This is a genomic window from Niallia sp. Marseille-Q9988 (assembly GCF_976954375.1).
The window spans coordinates 414310-436869 of the sequence record NZ_CDRJSZ010000004.1; the positions used below are offsets into that span (position 1 = coordinate 414310).

The window sequence follows — 22560 nt, forward strand, 5'->3', positions numbered from 1 at the left end:
ATAGGTACAAATAACGAAATATTCCATTTCTATTAATAAATTTACAAATTGCTAGTGTAGTTTTTACAATATTAAGTTATCTTTATATAGTAATTAATTCTATTAAAGAGTTTTTCGCAATAAATGGAGTAGAAGAGATTACGATTAATAGGTGGAGGAGGAAAAAGATTGAAGGGAAATAGTAGCAAAAGATTATTTTCAATATTTTTAATTTTCTTATTAGTTTTTTCGAATTTATTTAGTACATTTACGGTAAGAGCAGCATCAGAAAACTTAACGGCAACAGACTTATTTATTTCTGAGTACATAGAAGGCAGTTCCAATAACAAGGCGATAGAATTGTTTAATGGAACTGGAAAGGATGTAGATTTATCGTCTTATTCAGTTGAACTGTATTCAAATGGTAAAACAACTACTACGTCTACGCTTCGTTTAGAAGGTAATCTAAAACATGGTGAATTATTTATTATTGCTCATTCATCTGCTAATGAAGCCATTAAGGAAAAAGCGAATATGGTGAGTGGGGTTGCAAACTTTAATGGGGATGACGCGATAGTTTTAAAACATAATGAAGAAATCATTGATGTATTTGGGATAGTTGGCGAACAACAAGAATGGGGCGATGGCCAAACAAAGGATCATACCCTTGTAAGAAAAAATAATATCTCATCTGGAAATAAAGGAAAGAATCCATTCGATCCATCAGAAGAATGGGATACGTATAACCAAGATGATTTCTCTCATTTAGGTAATCATCTGTTTGGAGAAGAGTTATATGGAAATGAAGAGTCAACAACCGATCCAACTGAGCCCCAATCTATCAAAGAAGCACGAGCAATGGTTGGACAAAATGTAACAATTGAAGGGATTGTCACTGCTGATAATTCGAGCATCGGCGGAGGAAAGCTATCCACTTATATTCAAGATGAGGAAGCCGGCATTAATATTTTTTCTCAGGATGCAAGTTCTTTTCCTGCATTAACAGAAGGTCAGAAAGTAAAAGTAACCGGGAAAATAACAGAATATAATAAGTTATTGGAAATTGTCCCAGCAGAAGATGGAATTGAGGTGATTTCTGAAAACAATGAATTACCTGTACCAGTTACTATGAATCTAGCAGATTTAAATAATGATAGTGTAGCAGAATTAAAAGAAGGACAGTTAGTAAAAGTAAAAGGCTATGTGCAAACAGTTCCTGAAACTGCTGCAGGTGGCGGATATAATGTGACGGTGTTAGATGAAAGCTTTAATGGAACGACAATTCGAGTAATGGAAGAAACTGAGGCGATTTCGTCTATACAAACAGGAAAATGGTATGAATTCACAGGAATTCTTAGTCAATATAATACCTATCAAATTTTGCCTAGAAAAGCCAGTGATGTTCAGTTATTGGCAGAACAACCACCTTCTCCTTCTGCTAAAGGAGAATATGAAAGCACTGTTAGCAGTGTAGTAGACGGAGATACAATCCATTTACAAACTCCAGTATTAGGGACAACGAAAGTTCGCTATGTGAATATCGATACACCAGAAACCTATCATACTCCTCAGAATGAAGCAGATGAAAACCAATTAGAACATGGAAATAAAGCAAAAGAGTATTTAAATACGCTTTTAGAGCCTGGTGATGAAGTAATTGTAAAAGTAGGGGAAGAAGCAACAGATGATTATGGCCGTCTACTGGCACAAATTATTCGTAAGAGCGATCAATTAAATACCAATCTTGAAATGGTGAAACAAGGATATGCATCGACATATTTTATTTGGCCAGTTGCTGATGAAGCAGATTATGATATGTTCCAGTCCGCAGTGAAAGATGCAATGGATAATCATAAAGGGATTTGGGATAAAGACAATCCTTTAATGGAACAGCCTTTTGAATTTAGAGCTAGAGAACAAGGAAAAGGGTTATTGCGATATGTAGGAAATTCTGAAACAAAGAAATATGTGTTACCAGAAGATTTTCAGGAAGTACCAGTGGAAAATCGCATTTTCTTTGCTAGTGCCAAGGAAGCAGAGAACAATGGGTATACAGCATTCAATGGTGGTGAAGAGAAGGATACAATTAAACTTCAGCTTCTAAGTGTAAATGACCTTCATGGAAAAGTGACAGAAGAATATGAAGATGAAAAGAAAGAAAATATAATTGGTAGAATGGATTATTTAGCACAGTACTTAAAAGAAAGGGAAGCTACAAATCCTAATACACTAATTGTACACGCTGGTGATATGGTAGGAGGGAGCTCCCCGCTTTCTGCATTGCTTCAAGATGAGCCTACTGTGGAGATGATGGAATCAATCGGCTTTGACGTAGGAACAGTTGGTAACCATGAGTTCGATGAAGGAGTAGTCGAGATGCTCCGCTTAATCAACGGTGGGGATCATGCAAATGGAACAAAAGGGTATGATGGAATTGATTTTCCAATGGTAGCAGCAAATGTTGAATACAAGGATACTGGCAATCTAGTACTTGATCCATATGCTATTAAAGAAGTAGAGGGAGTCAAGGTTGGATTTATTGGTGTCGCCACAACAGAAACGCCAGATATGATTATTGCAAAAGGAAATGAAAATATTCGCTTTACTGATGAGGCAGATGCTATTAATAAGTATGTGCCAGAATTGCAAGCCCAAGGTGTAGAAGCGATTATTATTCTAGCACATGTTCCCGGAAATCAAGCTGGTGAAAGCGCAACTGGTGATATTGCCAAAATTGCAACAGAAGTAGATGATGCTGTAGACGTCATATTTGCGGCTCATAATCATGTAAAAGTTAATGCTGTTGTGGATAATAAATTAATTATTCAAGCTGGAGAATATGGAAAAGCTTTTGCAGATGTTGATTTAGAAATTGACCCGGAGACAGGCGACATTGTGAAAAAATCAGCTGAAATCGTGGATGTAGTTCAAACTGGAGTTACTCCAGATCCTGAAGTGTCTACTATTTTAGCAAAATACCAAGAATTAGTTGGCGAAAAGCTAAATGAAGTCATTGGCGAAGCTGCGACTGATATGGTAGGTGGGTATGCGACAAAAGAAGCAGAAGGAGATAACCCTGTAGGAAATCTAATTGCTGACGGTATGAAAGCTGCAATGGATAGTGATTTCGCTTTAATGAATGGCGGCGGAATTCGAGATGATATAGTTTCCGGGGAAATAACGTGGAACGATTTATTTAACGTACAGCCTTTTAATAATACATTAGTAAAGTTAGAGATAAGTGGTAGTGATTTAGAAGAAATTTTAAATAGTCAATTTAGTAGCTATGGACCAGATGTTAGTATTGGTGGATTTTCATATACTTGGGATAGTAAAGCAGGAAAATATGGACAAGTAGTAGATATATTCTTGCCTAATGGGGAAAAAATAGATCCGAATGGAAACTATACGGTAACAGTAAATAATTATATGGCTGATCACACATCAGACCAATATCTTCTTCAAAAGCTTGGGGAGAATCCAATTCAAGGTGGAGAAGATTTAGAAGCAACGGTAGAATTTGTAAGAAGCTTTAGTGGTCCAATCTCTTATAATACAGGAAGAATTAAGGAAATAAATGCAGAACCACTTCCATCCATTTCTGGCCAGTTCCTTGGTGTGAATGATTTGCACGGGAAAATTGATGTAACAGGAACAGTTGATGGTGTTAATTATGGAAGAATGGATTATTTAGCTACCTATTTAAGAAAAGCAGAAGCAACGAACCCGAACACATTATTGGTACATGCAGGGGACATGATTGGTGGCAGTTCACCAGTATCAGCCCTTTTACAGGACGAACCAACTGTTGAAATAATGGAATCACTAGGCTTTGATGTTGGTGTAGTAGGAAACCATGAATTTGACGAAGGGGTAGACGAGATGCTCCGCATGATTAATGGAGGCGATCACCCTAAGGGAACAAGTGAATATGATGGTATGAATTTTCCAGTCCTTGCAGCAAATGTAGAATATAAGGAATCTGGTGAATTAGTATTAGATCCATATACAATAAAAGAAATAGATGGGGTAAAGGTTGGCTTTATTGGGGTGGCGACAGTAGAAACTCCAAGCATGATTGTAGCTACAGGAAATGAGCATATTCGCTTCACAGATGAGACAGAGGCGATTAATAAGTACGTTCCTGAATTACAAAAGCAAGGAATTGAAGCAATCGTTGTTTTAGCGCATGTTCCTGGAAGCCAAGAAGAAGGAACAAATGAAATTACAGGAGAAATTGCAGATATTGCCCGAAATGTAGATGATGCAGTTGATATTATTTTTGCCGCACATAACCATGTGAAGCTAAATGGGGTTGTGGATAATAAGCTAATTGTTCAAGCATGGGAATATGGCAAGGCTTATTCGGATATTGATTTTACCATTGACCCACTAACAAAGGATTTCTCTGAAAAAACAGCGGAGATAGTGGATGTTGTTCAAGAAGATGTTACACCAGATTCTGAAGTAAAAGCCATATTGGATAAGTATCTCGATCAAGTTGGTCCGAAGTTAAATGAAGTAATTGGAATAGCTGCTACTGACATAACAGGTGGCTATGCACAAAAAGGAGAAGTTGGCGATAATGGTCTTGGCAATTTAATTGCCGACGGAATGAAAGCCGCGATGGACAGTGATTTTGCCTTAATGAATGGTGGCGGAATTAGAGATGATTTACTGGAAGGAGAAATTACTTGGCAGGAACTCTTTAATATTCAGCCATTTAATAATACCCTTGTTAAATTGGAAATTACCGGTCAAGAGTTAAAAGAAGTATTGAATACACAATTTAGTTCCTATGGTCCAGACGTCAGTATTGCTGGCTTTAAATATACATGGGATGCATCTTTAGGACAATTTGGACAAGTCGTGGATCTACTTATGCCAGATGGAACGAAGCTAGATTTAGAAAAAACATATACAGTAACGGTTAATAGCTATATGTATCCACATAGTACCGATTCATACTTACTAAATACGTATGGGGAAAATCCAATTCAAGGACCAGAGGATTTACAGGCAACGGTCGATTTTATTAAATCTTTCGATGAACCAATTGCCTATACTGCTGAAGGACGTATTTCAGAAGTTTCCAGTGGTGCTGAAGAACCTGAAGTAGACCCAGAAACTCCAGGTGATGGGGATGAAGATCAAGGAGACGATCCAGAAACCCCAGGTGATGGAGAAGAAGAGCAGGGAGAAAATCCAGATGCTCCAGATGATGGAGAAGATGAAAATGGTACGCAAGATAACGAAAGTGATGGATCTGATGAAGGTACAGAAACTTCATTAGATGAAAACAATGATACAGTTAATCAGCCAGAGAAAGAAAAAGGAAATCTATTGCCAAATACAGCGACAATGACTTACAATTTTATCATAGTAGGATTATTATTATTCTTCATAGGAGTTGTTGTTTTCTATGCAAATAATAGAAGAAAGGCATAGGATATCATGAGATGGACAAAATGGTTATCCCTCCTGCTTATAGTAGGAGGAGTACTTTTTATTGGTTATGGCGTCTTCAATATTATGGACACAAAAGCGCAAACAGAGAATTCCTTATCGGAAGCAAAAACAGCCATTAACAAGGGGAATGAAAAATGGGTAGATAAAGACAGCGACCGTTTTATTCCATCCATTGGTGATGCAGTGGGGCTATTGGAGATTGATAAGATTGATGGCATATTACCGATTGTAGAAGGTACCGATCCAGATGATCTTGATAAAGGAGTCGGCCATTATAAAGGCAGTTTTTACCCGAATGAAAATGGACAAATTGTCTTGTCAGGTCATCGAGATACAGTATTTAGGAGAGCGGGAGAACTAGAAATCGGGGACGAGTTAAAAATTGTGTTGCCATATGGAGAATTCTCTTATCAAATCACTTCGACAAAAATAGTTGAGGCAGATGATCGTTCGATTATTACGTTAGATGATTCAAAAGAGGAGCTAATTCTAACAACATGTTATCCTTTTAGATTTGTAGGAAACGCTCCACAGCGCTATATTATTTATGCAGAAAGAATGTAAAAGCAAGATATTGCTAATTTTTCAAAATTATTAAAATGGCATATATCATATCCTTTGGTACATCACTTTACGTAGTGATGTACCTTTTTTAGTAGCTTCTAAAATAATTCCTAATCTAAATATTAAAAAAAGGTAAAAATGGAACTTTATATAAAAAATTTCGTAAGAGTAATAATAACCAAGGTAAATAGCCTTTATATGTTACTAATAGGAAGGGGAGAAGTTAGATGGCATGGTTGCTTCTATGTGCAGTTTTTATTATTTGGTTGAGTCTATTTTTACGTAAAAAACTAACGTTTAAATTTGGTTTGTCTCCTAAAGTATTAGAGATAAAGCCAATTAAAGGATTAAAAAAATTGAATGACGATTTAGATCGCTCCCTTACTAGAAGTTATATGGAAAATGTAGAAAATAGAGTGAAGGAAGAAAATAAATTAAAAGAAAATGAGTATGAATGGCGCCTACTTGATTTAAAACGTTACTTTGTTTTAACTTCTCTTTTAAAAGAGTCTCCAATGTTTAGTAAGAAAGTCGATGAATTATGGCATCAAATGCTTATGTTCACCCGTGAATACGACGATTTTTCTAGAAAATATTTAGGTACTACTCTTCATCACAGTCCTAATGTGAAGGCAAAGTCTGACCCTGATCTGCGAGGATTTTTTGATTGGGTATATGCGGAGCTTTTTCTTATAAGAAAGGAGAATATCTATTTATACAATGGCTTTTTCAGGTATCCTGTTCATCCCGCAATCATTGAGGACTTTAAGGATTTATCAGAAGCTGAGCTGCTTGAAAGATATTTTAAAAGTGACACGAAATATCTTCCAACGGTATTTGCACTTATTGCATCTATGAAAAAAACAGTAAGGAAGGTAAGGGATTATCAAAAAAGCGTCATATATGACAAAATGGAGAAAGGGAAAAGAGAACAAAAATTTAACATTATGCTTGTTCCTTTTTTATCTGTTTCTTATTTTCATTATGAAGATTTTTCAAGTTATATGAAAATAAGTAGTAGTAGCTCGTCAAGTTGCACAAGTTGCGGATCCGGATCGTTTTTCTCCTGTAATTCTTGTTCGTCTGATAACTCCTGCTCGTCAGGTAGCTCCTGTTCCAGTTGTGGTGGTAGTTCAGATTAAAAATGTTTCAAAAGGATAGATAAAAATTATATGGAACATACTTTTATCTATCCTCTTGATGTTTAAAAAATTCTATTCCAAATTAGCATGCTTTCCATACATTTTATTGGAATCTAATTCTTTTATTTCCATGTATTTTAAAATGACGCTATCCAAGACAATTAGGAGTAATTGTTCGAACAGGGAGCCCATTGGCTGTAAGCTTTTTGCATCTTCATTTCCTCTATCTTTTGGAGAACCAGGCATTTTAATAACTTGATCAGCTAATTTACCAACAGTAGAATCAGGAGAGATAGTAAGAGCGGTAATATTTCCACCAATACTTTTTGCTTTTTCCACTATAGTAATGATGCTTTTCGTTTCACCAGATCCAGTCCCTACGATAAGAAGGTCATCTTTTTCATAGGTAGCTGTAACCGTTTCTCCTACAACATAAGCATCAATTCCCATATGCATCATTCGCATCGCAAATGATTTAAGCATAAATCCAGAACGACCAGCGCCATAAACAAATACTTTATTGGAATTAAGAATACGTTCAACGAGTTTTTCTAAGTCATCATTAGCAATGAGTGTCCCAGCCTGAGATAGCTCTTGGATAACACGATCAAGGTAGTCAGTTATTTTCATTGATTTATCCTTGAGCAATTAGTTCTTTAAATTTAGAAGCAGCTTCGCTTAAGTTTTCTTGGCTAGTGATTCCTCCACCAACGATTACTAAATCTGGTTGTGCTGCAATAACTTCAGGTAATGTATCGAATTTAATTCCACCTGCAACAGCAGTTTTTGCATTCTTTACAACACTTTTAATAGCTTTTAAATCTTCAAAAGAGTTTTTCCCAACTGCTTGTAAATCATAACCAGTATGAACACAAATGTAATCAACACCAAATGCATCTAATTCTTGTGCACGAGCTTTAATATCTTTAACAGCAATCATGTCCACAAGAATTTCTTTGCCATGTTTTTTTGCTTCTGCTACAGCGCCTTTAATAGATTCATCTTCTGCTACTGCTAAAATAGTAACAATATCAGCACCTGCATTAACTGCTTGGCTTACTTCATATCCAGCTGCATCCATAATTTTTAAGTCAGCTAAAAAAGATACGTTCGGGAATGCTTCTTTTAGTTGTTTAACTGCATGAAGTCCTTCGTTAATTACAACAGGTGTTCCAATTTCCACGATATCTACATGTTGCTCAACCTGTGATACTACCTCGATTGCTTGTGGGATATTTACTAAATCTAATGCTAATTGTAATTTCATTTTGATTTGCTCCTTTTCTTTTTTTCGTTATATATTGTGCTAAGCTGTGTTGAAATATGTTTAATTTCTGTACAATCGTTATTATACGTTTTATAATCCATGTAAGTAAGTACGCACTTTATTTTTACATAGTGCCTAAAAGTATACTAAGTATATTTTAGATGAAGGAGGTTTTTTGATGGAACGAATGGCAGGCAAAGAATTCAATTGTGAGAAAGAGCTAACTTTAAGCATAATAGGCGGAAAATGGAAAATGCTCATTCTCTGGCATCTGGGAAAGGAAGGAACAAAGCGATTTGGAGAATTAAAGGCTTTGATACCTGGAATAACGCAACGTATGCTTGTAAATCAATTACGTGAATTAGAAAATGACTATATTGTAAAAAGAGTTGTCTACCCTGTTGTGCCACCAAAAGTGGAGTACTCCTTAACAAAGGAAGGCGAATCTCTTATGCCGATTTTAGATGCTATGTATAGTTGGGGACGAAATTATATGGACACTGTGCTAGAAAATCCTCCAGTGATAAAGGAACTAGAGTCATTGGATAAATAAATTTTATATGTACGAGAAAAATCCTCCTTGTGAGGTTTTTTTTGGTAGATTGGATATTAAAGCTGCTTTGGAAAGAGTGTAATGCCCTCTCTGAGCCCGAAAAGCAAAACATCTTTTTTTAAAAGCATCAATTCCTCCCAATATAATTTTTTATTGATATAAAACATTTCCTATGGTATATTCTACATATGTTAATGCAATCGTTTGCACGAAAAGGTGAATGAAGCTACAAATTTTTTTGAAACAAAATGATAACGTTTACCATAATAGTGCTTAAAAGGATGGAGGTGCATGCAAGCATGGCAGTAACTATTAAAGATGTTGGTAAATTAGCAAATGTTTCTCCCTCCACAGTCTCAAGAGTACTTGCAAATCATCCTAAAATAAGTGAGGAAACGAAGCGTAAAGTTCGAGAAGCCATGGAGGAATTAGGATATCATCCGAATCTTCAAGCAAGAAGTTTGGTAGTAAAGAGCACAAAAACGATTGGGATTGTTATGCCGAACTCAACAGAAAGGGTACTGGAAAACCCATTTTTTCCAGAAGTATTAAGAGGAATATGTTTAGAGGCAAGAAAAAGCCAGTTTGGTATTTATTTGACGACTGGAGCAACAGAAGAGGAAATATTACAAGAAGTTATAGAGATGGTTCAGGGCAAAAGAGTGGATGGAATCATTCTTTTATATAGTAAAACAAATGACCAGATTATGGATTATCTATTGCAGAAAAAATTTCCGTTTACTGTCATTGGTAGACCGTATCAGAATGCTGAAAGAATTACATTTGTGGATAATGATAATGTGTTTATTACGAAACAAATTACGGAGCATTTAATACGATTAGGACATAAAAGAATTGCGTTTATTGGTGCAAATATAGAAATGGTTTTTACGATTGATCGTTTAAAAGGATTTAAACAAGCATTAAAGGAAAATGGAATTGCTTATCAAAAGGAATTAATTGTATATGATAAGGAAATAGCTGGGAGAACGAAAGAAAAGCTTGCTGAAATATTGAATATGGAGAGTCGCCCGACAGCATTAGTTGTTTCCGATGACTTTATTGCGATTGAATTAATCAGCTACGCAGAGGAACTTTCTATATCTATTCCAGAAGATTTATCGATTGTTGCCTTTAATAATATTTCAACCGGTAAGTACATGAAGCCTTCGTTGACAAGTGTTGATATCAATATTTTTAAACTTGGCGTCGAAGCAACGAAATGTTTACTTGATGATATAACGTATCCTAATTCAGTAATGAAGCGAATAACAGTGCCAGCGAAAATGGTGGAAAGAAACTCATGTTGTAAAGTAGCAGAGTAATACAAGCTTAATAGTGGTAATAAGACAGAAACTAGATGTAGAAAGGGAGTTAAAACAGTGACGCAAAAGTGGTGGAAAGAAGCAGTAGCATATCAAATTTATCCTAGAAGTTTCATGGATTCAAATGGAGACGGGATAGGGGATCTAAAGGGGATTATAACAAAATTAGATTATTTAAAAGATCTTGGTATTGATTGCATTTGGATTTGTCCAATGTATAAATCTCCAAATGATGATAATGGCTATGATATTAGCGACTACCAAGATATTATGGATGAGTTTGGAACAATGGCTGACTTTGATTTACTTCTCTATGAAGTTCATCAACGCGGAATGAAGTTAATCATTGATTTAGTTATAAATCATACGAGTGATGAGCATAAATGGTTTCTGGAATCTCGCTCGTCTATAAATAACCCAAAGAGAGACTGGTATATTTGGAGAGATGGCATAGATGGGAAGGAGCCTAATAACTGGGAAAGTATATTTGGCGGGTCTGCATGGAAGCTTGATGAGACAACGGGACAGTACTTTATGCATATTTTCTCAACAAAACAACCGGATTTAAACTGGGAAAATGAAGATGTAAGAAAAGCTATATACGATATGATTAATTGGTGGCTTGATAAAGGAATTGACGGTTTCCGAATTGATGCAATCAGCCATATCAAAAAAGAAAAAGGATTAAAGGATTTGGATAATCCTTTAAATTTAGACTTTGTTCCATCCTTTGAAAAACATATGAATGTGGAGGGAATTCAAACCTATTTAGAAGAATTAAAAAACGAGACATTTGCTAAATATGACATTATGACAGTTGGAGAAGCAAATGGAGTTAAAGTGGAAGAAGCAGAGCTTTGGGTTGGAGAAACAAAAGGTAAATTTAATATGGTCTTTCAATTTGAGCATCTCGATCTATGGGATAATGAAAAAAATTACGGCGTAGATGTTATGGAATTGAAGCAAGTACTAAATAAATGGCAAAAAGGTTTAGAGAATAAAGGCTGGAATGCGCTATTTATCGAAAACCATGATAAAGCGAGATCTGTCTCTACATGGGGAAATGATAAAGAATACTGGAAAGAAAGTGCGAAGGCTTTTGGCATGATGTATTTCTTTATGCAAGGAACGCCATTTATCTATCAAGGTCAAGAAATAGGCATGACAAATGTTCAGTTTCCGACAATTGAGGAATATGATGATGTGGCAACAAAAAATCTATATAAATTGAAACGAGAAGAAGGAGTTAGCCATAAGGAGATAATGGAAATTATTTGGTCTTCTAGCCGTGATAATTCTAGAACTCCAATGCAATGGTCAAGCGAGGCTTACGCAGGATTCTCCCGACATACTCCTTGGATGGGGATTAATCCTAACTATTTAGATATTAATGTAGAAAATCAAAAGAAAGATCCAGATTCTATTTATCATTTTTACAAGAAAATGATTGAGTTGAAAAAATCAGGTCCTATTTTAACCTATGGAACCTTTGATTTAGTAGATGAGGAAAATAATCAGGTATTTGCTTATACGCGAACACTAGATGATAAAAAAATGGTTATTATAACTAATTTATCAGCAGAAGAGGCAGTATTTGAAAATCGTGTTGTAGAGTTAGAGCATGAAAATCTATTGTTAGCGAACTATGCAGTGGAAGAGCATGAGCCAACTACTTCGATTTCATTGCAGCCATATGAAGCAAGATTATATACGTGTAAGTAACATGTAGTTTAAAGGCAAAAGTGCATCTAAAAGTCAGATTAACTGGCATTTTGGATGCACTTTTTTGTGTGTTAAGTGAAATTTATCCGTAAATTACGTGGGATTATAGCCTAATAGTGGAGATATCAGCCAAAGCAAACAGGATATCAGCCAAAAGCCAAATAAATCAGCCAAAGCAAACAAGATATCAGCCAAACGAAAGAATCACTTTTCTAAACAAATTACCGCCATCGTACACCGTGAGATGCAGATTAATTCCTTATTATCATTCACTATTTTGATTTCATAAACCATGCTAGATTTTCCTTGATGAATAACTGTAGCAGTTGCAGTTACTATCCCCTCTTTTACGGAGCGAATGTGATTTGCATTTATTTCTTGTCCAAAAACAGCCTGTCTTTTCGAATCAACTAGACTTGCTGCTCCAACACTTGCAGCCGTTTCTGCTAAGGCAACGGAAGCCCCGCCATGAAGGTAGCCAAAGGGTTGTTTTGTTCTTTCATCAACTGGCATTGTCGCAATACATTCTCCATTTTTCACATTCACTATTTTGATTCCTAAGCTTTCCATAAGCGTATTTTTCATTGAAATGTTTGGAAACATAATCTTATTCTCCGTTTGTTTTTTTCCTTATTATAGCATAGGTATCTTTTAAGTTCGTTTGCCCCTTCCTTTAATAGGAATTCATCGCTTTTATCTTCCTCTTAAGTTTTAATAAAACGCTCACTATTTATGGAGGAAAGGGAGAAAAACTGATGGTAAAGGTTCGATTGAATAGTCTTCCTGTATCTTTTAGGAATGAAAGTTTTTTGTTGACATAAAAATAACAATAAAGTTAAACTATTTAATAGTTAAGCTCTTTAACTAAAAGAAAGAGAGGTGACTGTTATTAATCGAAAAGAAATAGATCAAATTATTGACCGATATGTCAGTATAAATTTTTCAGTTAATCGTAAATTTGATCAGCTAATTAGACAGGAAATCGGTGATGTTCTTACTACAGAGCAGCATTTTACGATGCGCCATATAAATAATGTCCATGTATGTACATCGACTGAGCTTGCGGTTGTCTTTGGAGTTAAGAAAAGTGCTATTACACCCATTATCAATCGTCTTGTTGAAAAAGGATGGGTGGAAAGAACAAGGGACGAAAAGGATAGGCGTGTCATTTATTTAACCTTGACCATTGACGGCAAAGTGATTTTTGGCGAAATGGAGAAAAAAATTCAAAGTGTGATTGAATCTGTCATCTCGAAATTTGATCATACAGAAATTCAAAATTTCTTAGATACTTATGCAAAATTAGATGGACTGATTGAGGGAAATAAGGAATAAAGGTTGGAGGTAAGAAAGTGAATGCTATTTTAAAAGGAAAATGGTTTATTCTTGGAGCTTGGATTATCGCTATAGTAGGATTATTTATCATCGCTCCAAATATGGGAGATCTAGTGGAAGAAAAAGGACAGATTAGTATACCTGATGAGTATTCCTCTTCCCAAGCAGGAAAGATTCTGGATGAAATTCAAAAGCAGAAAAATGTGGGAGAGCAGTCATCTGTAGCACTTGTCTTCCATAATGACAAAAAGTTATCTGATAATGATATAACGGAAGCGAAAAAGGCAGTTGAAGCATTAGAAGCAAACAAGGAAGAGCTTGGAATTACAGATATTATTTCGTCTTTTACCAATGAAGATTTAGAAGATCAATTGGTTTCAGAAGATGGAAAAACCATTCTCACCTCATTAACGATTAGCTGGAATGACCGAGAAGCAGAGGAAGTAAGTGATGCATTATATAAAACAATCGAAGAATATGATGTAGATCACTTTTATACGAGCAATTGGATGATTGACCAAGATTTAGTTAATAGTTCGCAAGAAGGGTTAAAGAAGACTGAAGGGATAACAGTTGTCTTTATTCTTGCAGTGCTATTAATTGTATTTAGATCAGTTATTGCACCGTTTATTCCATTAATCACAGTAGGTGTTACCTATTTAGCATCTCAATCTATCGTGTCTATTTTAGTAGATAAATTTGATTTTCCGATTTCCACCTATACGCAAATCTTCTTAGTAGCAGTACTCTTTGGGATAGGAACAGATTATTGCATTCTTTTATTAAGTAGATTTAAAGAAGAAATGATGCACAGGGAAAGTATTTGGGAGTCGATAGTGGAAACGTACAAGAATGCAGGCAGAACCGTATTTTTTAGTGGTGTCGCTGTAATGATTGGTTTTGCTGCGATTGGATTCTCTAAATTTGTACTTTATCAATCTGCTTCTGCTGTCGCGGTTGGAGTAGCAATTCTATTGGTTGCCTTGTTCACGGTGGTGCCAATCTTCATGCTACTGCTAGGGAATAAATTATTTTGGCCGTCAAAAGGGTCAGCAGAACATGGAGATAGTAAGATTTGGGCAATGGCAGGTAATTTATCCTTAAAGAGACCATTGTTATCCTTATTAATTGTTGCATGTATCTGTGTGCCTTTCCTTGTCACATATGATGGGGATCTTTCTTTTAATTCCTTAGAAGAAATTAGTGATGATTATCCATCTATTAAAGCATTTAATGCCATTGCTGACAGCTTTGGACCAGGAGAATCGATGGCAACAACTGTTATCATTAAAAATGATGATGAATTAGACTCGATTGAATACCTATCATTAGCAGACTCGGTTACAACTGAATTAGCTAAAGTAGATTTAGTCGATAAAGTTCGTTCCATAACGAGACCAATGGGAGAATCGATTGAGGATTTTTATATTTCTAATCAGGCTAAGACGCTAGAAGAGGGATTGGATCAAGGAAAAGAAGGACTTGATCAAATAAGTGAAGGACTTTACAGTGCTGGAGATGAGTTGCAAAGTTCTGAACCGCAGCTTAATGAAGCGGCCGATGGGATTAATGGGCTTATTAAAGGAACCGATGATGTTAAAGCCGGCTTAGGCGAAATTCAAAACAATCTCGAAAAGATTGAGCAAGGCATTCGTCAAGGATCGGCTGGGTCTGATCAAATAAAAGCTGGTTTAGTAGAAGCAAAAACAGGAGCAGAAGCATTATTGGCTGCACATAAAGATTTACAAAGCGGCTATAAAAAAGTGGAAACTAATTTAGCCACTGCCCTTTTGGAATATCAAAAAATTGGTTCTGGTGTAGAGCAATTAGCCACAGGTCTAAATAAAATTCCAAAAGAAACATTTGGCTATTTAGAAAATAAATATGCTGGATTGGCTGATGAGGAAGGCTACCTCGGTATAAGAGAAGGATTTCTAGGAGCTCAACAGCAATTACCTGCCATTAGCAATGGGATAAGTCAATTAAATGATGGCCTTGCAGAATTACAATCGGGAGTAAGTGCCGCAAATGAAGGCTATGCTGAGATTCTAAAAAATCAAAGCAATATTTCAATTGGGCTACAGCAATTAATTGATGGAATAGACCAAGAGCAAAAAGGGTTAGATCAACTAGCAGACGGTCAAGGGCAAATTGTTGAAAATATGCCTAAATTAACGAATGGCTTAAGCAGTATTAATGATGGACAGAAGCAGTTATTGGATGGTTTTAGCGAAATTGGCGGACAGCTTGGGCAATTAACCGATGGACTAACACAAAGTGCAGAAGGATTAGATCAAGTTTCCGATGGAATAGGTTCCGCTACAGACTATTTAGCTGGTTTATCCAAGAATGAAACAAATAGTTTCTATATTCCAGAAGAAGTATTAAAGAGTGACGAATTCAAGGACGCATTAGATACGTATTTATCTCCCAATCGCAAAATTATGACTTTTGATGTTATTTTCGCAGATAACCCTTATTCTAACGATGCCATCGATCAAATTGATGTGATAAAGGATAGTGTGGAAAGCATAACAAAAGGGACGAAGCTAGAAAACGCTGAAGTTGCTGTTTCAGGAATTACCAGTACAAACGCAGACCTTCGAACGATGTCAGATGCAGATTATACGAATACCGTTATTTGGATGATGATTGGAATTTCAATTGTATTAATCTTTTTATTCCGTTCCATCATTATGCCAGCCTATATAATTGGATCATTGATTTTAACATTCTACACAGCACTTGGAATAAATGAAGCTATCTTTGTCAATATGCTTGGCTATACAGGAATCAGCTGGGCAGTACCATTTTTTGCCTTTGTTATTTTAGTGGCTTTAGGTGTGGATTATAGTATCTTCCTTATGGATCGCTTCAATGAATATAAGGATTTAACAATAAAAGAAGCGATGCTAGAAGCAATGAAGAGGATGGGAACTGTCATTATATCAGCAGCCATTATTTTAGGTGGTACATTCGCAGCAATGATGCCATCAGGAATGCTTTCCTTATTGCAAATAGCTAGTATAGTATTAGTTGGATTATTTTTATACGCGTTTATCATCTTGCCATTGCTTATTCCTGTACTTGTTAAGAATTTTGGAGAAGCAAACTGGTGGCCGTTTAAACGAGTTAAAGACTAAATTAAGAAAGAGGAAGACTTTTAGGCTGTAACCTTAAAGTCTTCCTCTTTTTATTATTAAATAGAGTTTTCGCTAGTATTATTTAATTTACTATGCTTATAACCGTATGAAAAATAAATAATCAATCCGATTACTAGCCAAACGACAAAGCCTTTCCATGTGACGCTGCTTAGCTGAAGCATTAAATAAACGCAAAAGATGACAGCTAGTCCTGGAATATATGGTACGAAAGGAGTTTTAAATCCTCTTTGAAGGTTTGGCTGAGTGTAACGTAAGACGACGACACCAAGGGAAACCATAGTAAATGCAAATAATGTCCCAATATTGGTTAGTTCTGCTAATCGATCTAATGGCACTAAACCAGCAAAAATTGCTACTAAAGAGGATGTTATCCATGTGCTGACAATAGGTACTTGGGTTTTCTTACTAACCTTTTGCATAGATTTTGGAAGCAAACCATCTTTACTAATGGCGTAAAAAAGGCGAGTTTGTCCAAACATCATTACCATTAAGACGGTCGTGATTCCGATAATAGCACCAAGAGAAACAAAGCCAGCTACCCAATTTTGATTAATATAGCTAAGAGCAAAGGCAACAGGATCTTTGACATTTAATTGATGATAAGGAACAATTCCAGTTAGAATAAGCGATACAATAATATAGAGTACAGTACAAATGGCTAAGGCGGAAATAATCCCAATAGGCAGATTTCTTTGTGGATTTTTTACTTCTTCTGCCGCTGTAGAAACAGCATCAAAGCCGAAATAAGCAAATATCACAACAGCTGCCCCTGTAGTGATTCCAGAAAAACCAAATGGTGTAAAGGGTACCCAATTATCAGGTTTTACATACCAGACACCAACAAATATAAAGAGTAAAACGACTGCTAATTTAATGAATACCATAATGATATTCCATTTTGAGGACTCCTGAATCCCTCTCGTTAATAAAAGCGTAATAATAAAGACGATTATAATAGCAGGGATATCGATAAATGTACCATTTGCAGGGTTAAAGGCACTTGTCATAAAAGTAGGCAAATGGATACCAAAACCTGATAACAGGCTTTGAAAATAACCTGACCAGCCACTTGCCACAGCGGCCGAAGCAAGTCCATATTCCAATACTAAATCCCAGCCTAAAATCCAAGCGATTACTTCTCCAAATGCTACATAGCTATAAGTATAGGCACTGCCTGACTGCGGAATCATAGAAGCAAACTCCGAATAGCATAAAGCCGCAAAAGTACAGGCAAGGCCTGCAATTATAAAGGAAAGAATAAGAGCAGGTCCTGCATATTTAGCAGCGGCAACACCTGTCAATACGAAAATGCCAGTACCAACAATTGCACCGACCCCTAACATCGTTAAATCAAATGCACCGAGTACACGATTAAGCGAGGTATTAGTGCTTGACGTTACTGCCTTTTTTCTGAAGATACTCATGTAAACCTCCTGATGATAAAAAATTGCGAAAATTGCATAAAAATGTCGACCAAATTGAAAAACGACTTTCCTATTTTACTAATTTTCATATAGACTGTAAAGAAAGTTTTTTCTAAAAAATAAAGAAACTTGTTCCTTTTTGTTACAATTTGGTGAAAATAATAAGGACATCGAATAAGATCTATATTCAAAAGAAAGTGTAAAAAAATTCAATCGTTTTTTCTTGTTATTTTTCATTATTGGATTGATAATAAGTTGTAAAGTAAAAAAATTTCTATTGGCTAGGTATTATAAATCGTCAGCGTCAGGAGTCTTTCACATGGAAATATTGCTTTCATTTTTTCGAAAAAAAGGAGTAAAAAGAGTTTTAATTTTAATTTTAATTAGTTTATGCCTTTATTTTGTACGAAGTATGATAAATCTCCTTTTATTTACTTTTATTTTTTCCTACTTAATGGATAGACTTGTTCAGGTATTTACAAGTAAGTTTGCAATTAAACGGACAATAGCTGTTATCTTACTCTATTTTTCAGTGATATTCTTGCTTATATATGGGATTTCCACCTATTTACCTGTTGTCATTCAGCAAATATCTGGATTAGTTATTCAGCTTACAGATTTTTATATGCAGCCACATGATAATGTTGTGTTAAATTTTATAGTGAATAAAATCAATGATTTTAGTATCACAACTTATTTGCATCAGGGAATCACCTTTATATTTAAGTATTTTACTAATATTTGGGGAAATCTTCTTCAAGTGTTTATGGCGATCGTGCTAAGCTTATTTTTTCTGTTAGAAAAAGATCGCTTACGATTGTTTGCTAATCGTTTCCATACTAGCAAAATAGCACCGATTTATTTTGAATGCATGTATTTTGGAAAGAAATTTGTTGCTACTTTTGGAAAAGTAATTGAAGCACAATTTATAATTGCCATAATTAATTGTATCTTAACGACAGCTTCTTTATATTTTCTTGGATTTCCTCAATTATTTGGTTTAGGCATTATGATATTTTTGCTTGGTCTTATACCAGTTGCAGGTGTGATTATTTCTTTCATTCCATTATGCATTATTGGCTATACGGTCGGAGGAATAAGTCATGTCATTTCGGTTGTTATCTTAATTATGGTTATCCACTCTATTGAGGCATATATTTTAAACCCAAAACTAATGTCTTCTAAGACAGATTTGCCAGTATTTTTCACATTTATTGTCCTTATTTTCTCTGAACACTTCTTTGGAGTCTGGGGATTAATCGTCGGTATCCCGATTTTCATATTCTTGTTAGATATATTAGAAGTGAAGAGCGACAAAAAAGAGGGAAGTAAAAAAAGTTCAAACAAAAAAGTCATCTCAAAATGAGGTGACTTTTTTGTTAAGGATAGTATTATTCACTAGGTTTATAAGAACACTACAATAATAATAATGGCAATAATGATACGATAAATTGCAAATGGTGTTAATTTAATTCGATCAATTAACTTTAAAAAGAATCGAATGGAAATTAATGCAAAAATAAATGCACTGATAAATCCAACAATAAAGAATGGAAGAGACGCAGATGTGATATATTCCCAATTGTTTAATAAAGAAATAAAGCTTGCCCCGGCCATAATCGGTACAGCCATAATAAAGGTAAAATCAGCTGCGACACGGTGACTTAGTCCCATAAGTACGCCACCAGATATCGTTGATCCAGATCTTGAAAAGCCTGGCCATAAGGCAATACATTGGAATAGACCAATGAAAAACGCTTGTTTATTGGTGATTTGATCCAAAGAAGTTGTAGTTGGTTTCTTTTTCTTTTGTGTATAGTCTGCGATAATCATCAGAATAGCTCCAACAATCAAAGCGTACACCACTGTTTCAAAATTAAATAGATGTTCATCTATGTAATCATCAAAAAGGAGCCCTAAAACACCAGCTGGGATCAACCCAATGATAACTTGTACGAGGCTCAATTTATGTCCTGTTACTTTTTCGCCATCAATCGTTTTTTTCAAACCAAGAATATTAAGAAAGCGATCTTTGAAGATAATGACTACTGCTAAAATCGATCCTAATTGGATCACTACTTTAAAGGTATTTGCTACTTCAGGTGAAATAAGTTCTCCTGATTTTAACCATAAATCATCAACAAGTATCATATGTCCTGTTGATGAAACAGGTGCAAATTCAGTTAAACCTTCTACTATGCCTAAAATAAAGGCAACAATTAATTCCCATAATTTATCCAAGCCTTGTTCACTCCTATTTATCAATTAATATGTAAATTACTTTTTCAAAAACATACACCCAACTATCATAACAAATATTTTGCAAAAGCTGAATGATATGTGATGTAAAATTTCTGCCATTTAAATTTTTACATAGAGTATAACGTAGAAATAGAATTATAAGTTTCACTAATTTTATCAAAAATTCTTTGAGTTAAAATGCTTAATAAGAGGAATGAAGATATACTAAGGAAGTAAAGTAAAGGGGGAGAGAATAATATGGCTCGAAAAGGAATTCTATCTCTTGGTGATGCGTTTATCGATTTTGTTTCACAAACAAGGGATAATAACAGTTTTGATAGAAATTTAGGAGGAGCTTCTGTTAATGTCGCTGTACATATAAGTAGATTTGCTATTCCAAGCTTTTATATTACAAAGTTAGGAATAGATGAAGATAGTATATTTGTGGAAGAAGAGATGCAAAAGGAAAAAATAAATTTGGATGAAAGCGTTCGGACATCAACAAAGAAAATTTCCAAAGTTTTTGTTCATCTCGATGAAGATGGGGAAAGACACTTTCATAACTACGAAAATGAAACTCCCGATGAAGTCGTATTGGAATCAGATATTAAAGGACAATCATTTGAAAATAAAGCTATTTTCTATTTTGGATCAGGTACACTTTTTCATCCACATGCAAGAGCAGCAACGAAAAAAGCAATAAGCTTAGCAAAGGAAAAAGGGCTGCTAATTGCTTTTGATGCGAATATACGCTTGAAAAGATGGAATAAGGAAGAGGAATGTAGAGAGGTGATTAGAGAACTTTTGCCTTTTGTTGATATTCTAAAGCTATCAAGAGAAGAGCTTTATTTTCTAATGGAGGTAGATAAGGTGGAAGAAGGGATGGAAGAGCTGGCAAATTTAAATATCCCATTTCAGCTTGTTACTCTCGGAGAAAAAGGAGCTATTGGACGATTGCTTGAGAAAAAAATGCATGTACCTGCAGAGGCGGTGAATGTTTTAGATACCAATGGCTCTGGCGATGCATTTATGGCAACAATTCTATTTTATATACACGAAAAAGGATTCCCTAATTCAGAGGAAGAGATGGTGAATTATATAAGGTGTGCCAATAAGCTAGGAGCAATGGTCGCAACTAAAAAGGGATCCTTACCTCCCCTGGATAATTATCGATCACTTGTCCTAAAATATTAATTAGACATATTGAGCATCCTGAATACATAAACTCCTAGGTGATAAGCGAGAATGGCGGCTCCACAGTTTAAGCTTGCGACTTGGCTTAGGCGTACCCCATGGAAAGGAAAGTGCATGTAACGAAAACATCCTTAATTAAAAAATTGCTTTAAGCATGCTTACATAGAAGGAACAACCATCATGATGGCAGAATTCTTATGTAAGGATGCTTTTTGTCACTTTTTAAGTCTAAAGACGTAGACAAAAATAATCCAAGAGTTTGTTTCAAGACTTAGATAATCTTTATATGATAGTACAGAGGAATGGAAAAAGTAATAGGTGTCTTTGGAAATTAAAAGATACATCAGAACAATTATTTCCTTACGATCTATTTATTTACGAAAGTAAAGTGAAAAGAGTGTAAATTACGGATTTTAGAAGGGAGGGGTGTTTGTGTGACGGAAAAAAAAGTATATATTATTTTATCTGATACAGGAACATTATTCACACGTTGTATTAAGTTATTTACGAGAAAGCCCCATAATCATGCATCTATTTCCTTTGATCCACAACTAAATGAAGTGTATAGTTTTGGCAGAAGGAAACCTAGCAATCCCTTTGTTGGCGGCTTTGTTAAGGAAAATGTAAAACATGATTTTTTTCGAAAAAGCCGTTGCATCATATATTCCATCTCTGTGACGGAGACACAATATGAAAAAATGAAGTGTAAGATTGAAGAAATGGAGAAAGAACAAAGAAATTACCGCTACAATCTTCTTGGCCTATTATTTATTTTATTTAAAATACCTTATAATCGGAAAAATGCTTATTTTTGTTCACAGTTTGTTGCATCTATCTTACATGAAAGTGGTGTTTTATTTTTTACTAAGCCACCTTGTTTAATAACCCCATATGATTTATTAGATGAATATAATATGCATAGGGTTTATGAAGGGGAATTACAATTATATCCACTTGTTTTTGCGAAAAAAGCAGCATGAAGCTATTATATTTTTATCATACCTAGACAACAAATGTTATACCCCTACTAAGGATAGCTTCTTGGTAATTAATATCGTTAGTAAGGGGATTTTTATATAAATGAAAAAAGTGACCCTTTAAAGGGTCGCTTTTTTGGTATGAAATGGATATAGCGCAAATGGTTAATGACAGAACTTTTGGTGAAAATAAAAGTTAGAAGG

The 22560-nt window shown here is 35.1% G+C and carries 16 protein-coding genes; 11 read left to right on the forward strand and 5 right to left on the reverse strand.

From position 1 onward, the window contains the following. Positions 1-168 precede the first annotated feature (168 nt). The 3 genes from ACWNMZ_RS08940 to ACWNMZ_RS08950 all read left to right on the forward strand — a co-directional run bounded on the left by ACWNMZ_RS08940 (position 169) and on the right by ACWNMZ_RS08950 (position 7154). Entirely contained in the window at positions 169-5427 is a 5259-nt protein-coding gene (locus ACWNMZ_RS08940; RefSeq protein ID WP_235248242.1) for a 5'-nucleotidase C-terminal domain-containing protein, read from the forward strand. 6 nt (positions 5428-5433) lie between these two features. Continuing rightward, on the forward strand, positions 5434-6012 hold the full coding sequence (locus tag ACWNMZ_RS08945) for a class D sortase (protein WP_235248240.1): 579 nt from the start codon (positions 5434-5436) through the stop codon (positions 6010-6012). A 227-nt stretch (positions 6013-6239) separates the two neighbouring features. Beyond that, the gene (locus ACWNMZ_RS08950; RefSeq protein WP_235248237.1) at positions 6240-7154 is read left to right on the forward strand and encodes a glycine-rich domain-containing protein; all 915 of its coding nucleotides are present in this window, start codon (positions 6240-6242) and stop codon (positions 7152-7154) included. Positions 7155-7226: 72 nt separating this feature from the next. Here ACWNMZ_RS08950 and hxlB read toward each other — a convergent pair whose 3' ends face one another. Then, positions 7227-7784 carry a 6-phospho-3-hexuloisomerase gene (gene hxlB, locus ACWNMZ_RS08955; protein WP_235248236.1) on the reverse strand — a complete coding sequence of 186 codons (558 nt, stop codon included), beginning with the start codon at positions 7782-7784 and terminating at the stop codon, positions 7227-7229. A 4-nt stretch (positions 7785-7788) separates the two neighbouring features. After that, entirely contained in the window at positions 7789-8421 is a 633-nt protein-coding gene (gene hxlA / locus ACWNMZ_RS08960; protein ID WP_235248229.1) for a 3-hexulose-6-phosphate synthase, read from the reverse strand. A 178-nt stretch (positions 8422-8599) separates the two neighbouring features. On the opposite strand from hxlA, the gene ACWNMZ_RS08965 reads away from it, so the two are divergent. From ACWNMZ_RS08965 to ACWNMZ_RS08975, 3 genes are all read left to right on the forward strand, one after another. Further along, positions 8600-8974: a winged helix-turn-helix transcriptional regulator gene (locus ACWNMZ_RS08965; protein ID WP_235248221.1), complete on the forward strand. Its 375-nt coding sequence runs from the start codon at positions 8600-8602 to the stop codon at positions 8972-8974. Positions 8975-9273: 299 nt separating this feature from the next. Further along, positions 9274-10299 (forward strand): LacI family DNA-binding transcriptional regulator, encoded by a 1026-nt coding sequence (locus ACWNMZ_RS08970; protein WP_235248218.1) that lies wholly within the window; start codon positions 9274-9276, stop codon positions 10297-10299. A gap of 57 nt (positions 10300-10356) precedes the next feature. Then, positions 10357-12021 (forward strand): glycoside hydrolase family 13 protein, encoded by a 1665-nt coding sequence (locus tag ACWNMZ_RS08975; RefSeq protein ID WP_235248203.1) that lies wholly within the window; start codon positions 10357-10359, stop codon positions 12019-12021. Positions 12022-12225: 204 nt separating this feature from the next. Here the strand turns inward: ACWNMZ_RS08975 and ACWNMZ_RS08980 are convergent, their stop codons facing one another. Further along, a complete protein-coding gene (locus ACWNMZ_RS08980; protein WP_031536360.1) occupies positions 12226-12624 on the reverse strand; it encodes a hotdog fold thioesterase in 399 nt (132 codons plus the stop codon). A gap of 276 nt (positions 12625-12900) precedes the next feature. On the opposite strand from ACWNMZ_RS08980, the gene ACWNMZ_RS08985 reads away from it, so the two are divergent. Together ACWNMZ_RS08985 and ACWNMZ_RS08990 are read left to right on the forward strand one after the other, a co-directional pair. Next, positions 12901-13356, forward strand: coding sequence for a MarR family winged helix-turn-helix transcriptional regulator (locus tag ACWNMZ_RS08985; RefSeq protein WP_081836571.1), 456 nt, complete (start codon positions 12901-12903; stop codon positions 13354-13356). 17 nt (positions 13357-13373) lie between these two features. Beyond that, complete coding sequence (locus ACWNMZ_RS08990; RefSeq protein ID WP_235248195.1) at positions 13374-16499, forward strand: MMPL family transporter; 3126 nt, start codon at positions 13374-13376, stop codon at positions 16497-16499. A 56-nt stretch (positions 16500-16555) separates the two neighbouring features. Here the strand turns inward: ACWNMZ_RS08990 and ACWNMZ_RS08995 are convergent, their stop codons facing one another. Beyond that, entirely contained in the window at positions 16556-17944 is a 1389-nt protein-coding gene (locus ACWNMZ_RS08995) for an amino acid permease (protein WP_235248193.1), read from the reverse strand. A gap of 319 nt (positions 17945-18263) precedes the next feature. On the opposite strand from ACWNMZ_RS08995, the gene ACWNMZ_RS09000 reads away from it, so the two are divergent. Beyond that, on the forward strand, positions 18264-19310 hold the full coding sequence (locus ACWNMZ_RS09000) for an AI-2E family transporter (protein ID WP_235248191.1): 1047 nt from the start codon (positions 18264-18266) through the stop codon (positions 19308-19310). Between the two features lie 38 nt (positions 19311-19348). On the opposite strand, the gene ACWNMZ_RS09005 is transcribed toward ACWNMZ_RS09000, so the two are convergent. Beyond that, positions 19349-20185 carry an undecaprenyl-diphosphate phosphatase gene (locus ACWNMZ_RS09005; RefSeq protein ID WP_235248190.1) on the reverse strand — a complete coding sequence of 279 codons (837 nt, stop codon included), beginning with the start codon at positions 20183-20185 and terminating at the stop codon, positions 19349-19351. Between the two features lie 258 nt (positions 20186-20443). Here ACWNMZ_RS09005 and ACWNMZ_RS09010 point away from each other — a divergent pair, with 258 nt between their 5' ends. Continuing rightward, the gene (locus ACWNMZ_RS09010) at positions 20444-21379 is read left to right on the forward strand and encodes a carbohydrate kinase family protein (protein ID WP_235248187.1); all 936 of its coding nucleotides are present in this window, start codon (positions 20444-20446) and stop codon (positions 21377-21379) included. 434 nt (positions 21380-21813) lie between these two features. Next, positions 21814-22359, forward strand: a complete 546-nt coding sequence (locus ACWNMZ_RS09015) for a hypothetical protein (RefSeq protein WP_235248180.1) — start codon at positions 21814-21816, stop codon at positions 22357-22359. The last annotated feature ends 201 nt before the right edge of the window (positions 22360-22560 follow it).

What these genes read in the sequence shown, in the direction of transcription:
- ACWNMZ_RS09000 (WP_235248191.1), top strand. Translation starts at nt 18,264, where the DNA reads ATGGAAATATTGCTTTCATTTTTTCGAAAAAAAGGAGTAAAAAGAGTT.
- ACWNMZ_RS08945 (WP_235248240.1), top strand. Translation starts at nt 5,434, where the DNA reads ATGAGATGGACAAAATGGTTATCCCTCCTGCTTATAGTAGGAGGAGTA.
- ACWNMZ_RS09010 (WP_235248187.1), top strand. Translation starts at nt 20,444, where the DNA reads ATGGCTCGAAAAGGAATTCTATCTCTTGGTGATGCGTTTATCGATTTT.
- ACWNMZ_RS08995 (WP_235248193.1), bottom strand. Translation starts at nt 17,944, where the DNA reads ATGAGTATCTTCAGAAAAAAGGCAGTAACGTCAAGCACTAATACCTCG.
- ACWNMZ_RS08950 (WP_235248237.1), top strand. Translation starts at nt 6,240, where the DNA reads ATGGCATGGTTGCTTCTATGTGCAGTTTTTATTATTTGGTTGAGTCTA.
- hxlA (WP_235248229.1), bottom strand. Translation starts at nt 8,421, where the DNA reads ATGAAATTACAATTAGCATTAGATTTAGTAAATATCCCACAAGCAATC.
- ACWNMZ_RS08970 (WP_235248218.1), top strand. Translation starts at nt 9,274, where the DNA reads ATGGCAGTAACTATTAAAGATGTTGGTAAATTAGCAAATGTTTCTCCC.
- ACWNMZ_RS08980 (WP_031536360.1), bottom strand. Translation starts at nt 12,624, where the DNA reads ATGTTTCCAAACATTTCAATGAAAAATACGCTTATGGAAAGCTTAGGA.
- ACWNMZ_RS08965 (WP_235248221.1), top strand. Translation starts at nt 8,600, where the DNA reads ATGGAACGAATGGCAGGCAAAGAATTCAATTGTGAGAAAGAGCTAACT.
- hxlB (WP_235248236.1), bottom strand. Translation starts at nt 7,784, where the DNA reads ATGAAAATAACTGACTACCTTGATCGTGTTATCCAAGAGCTATCTCAG.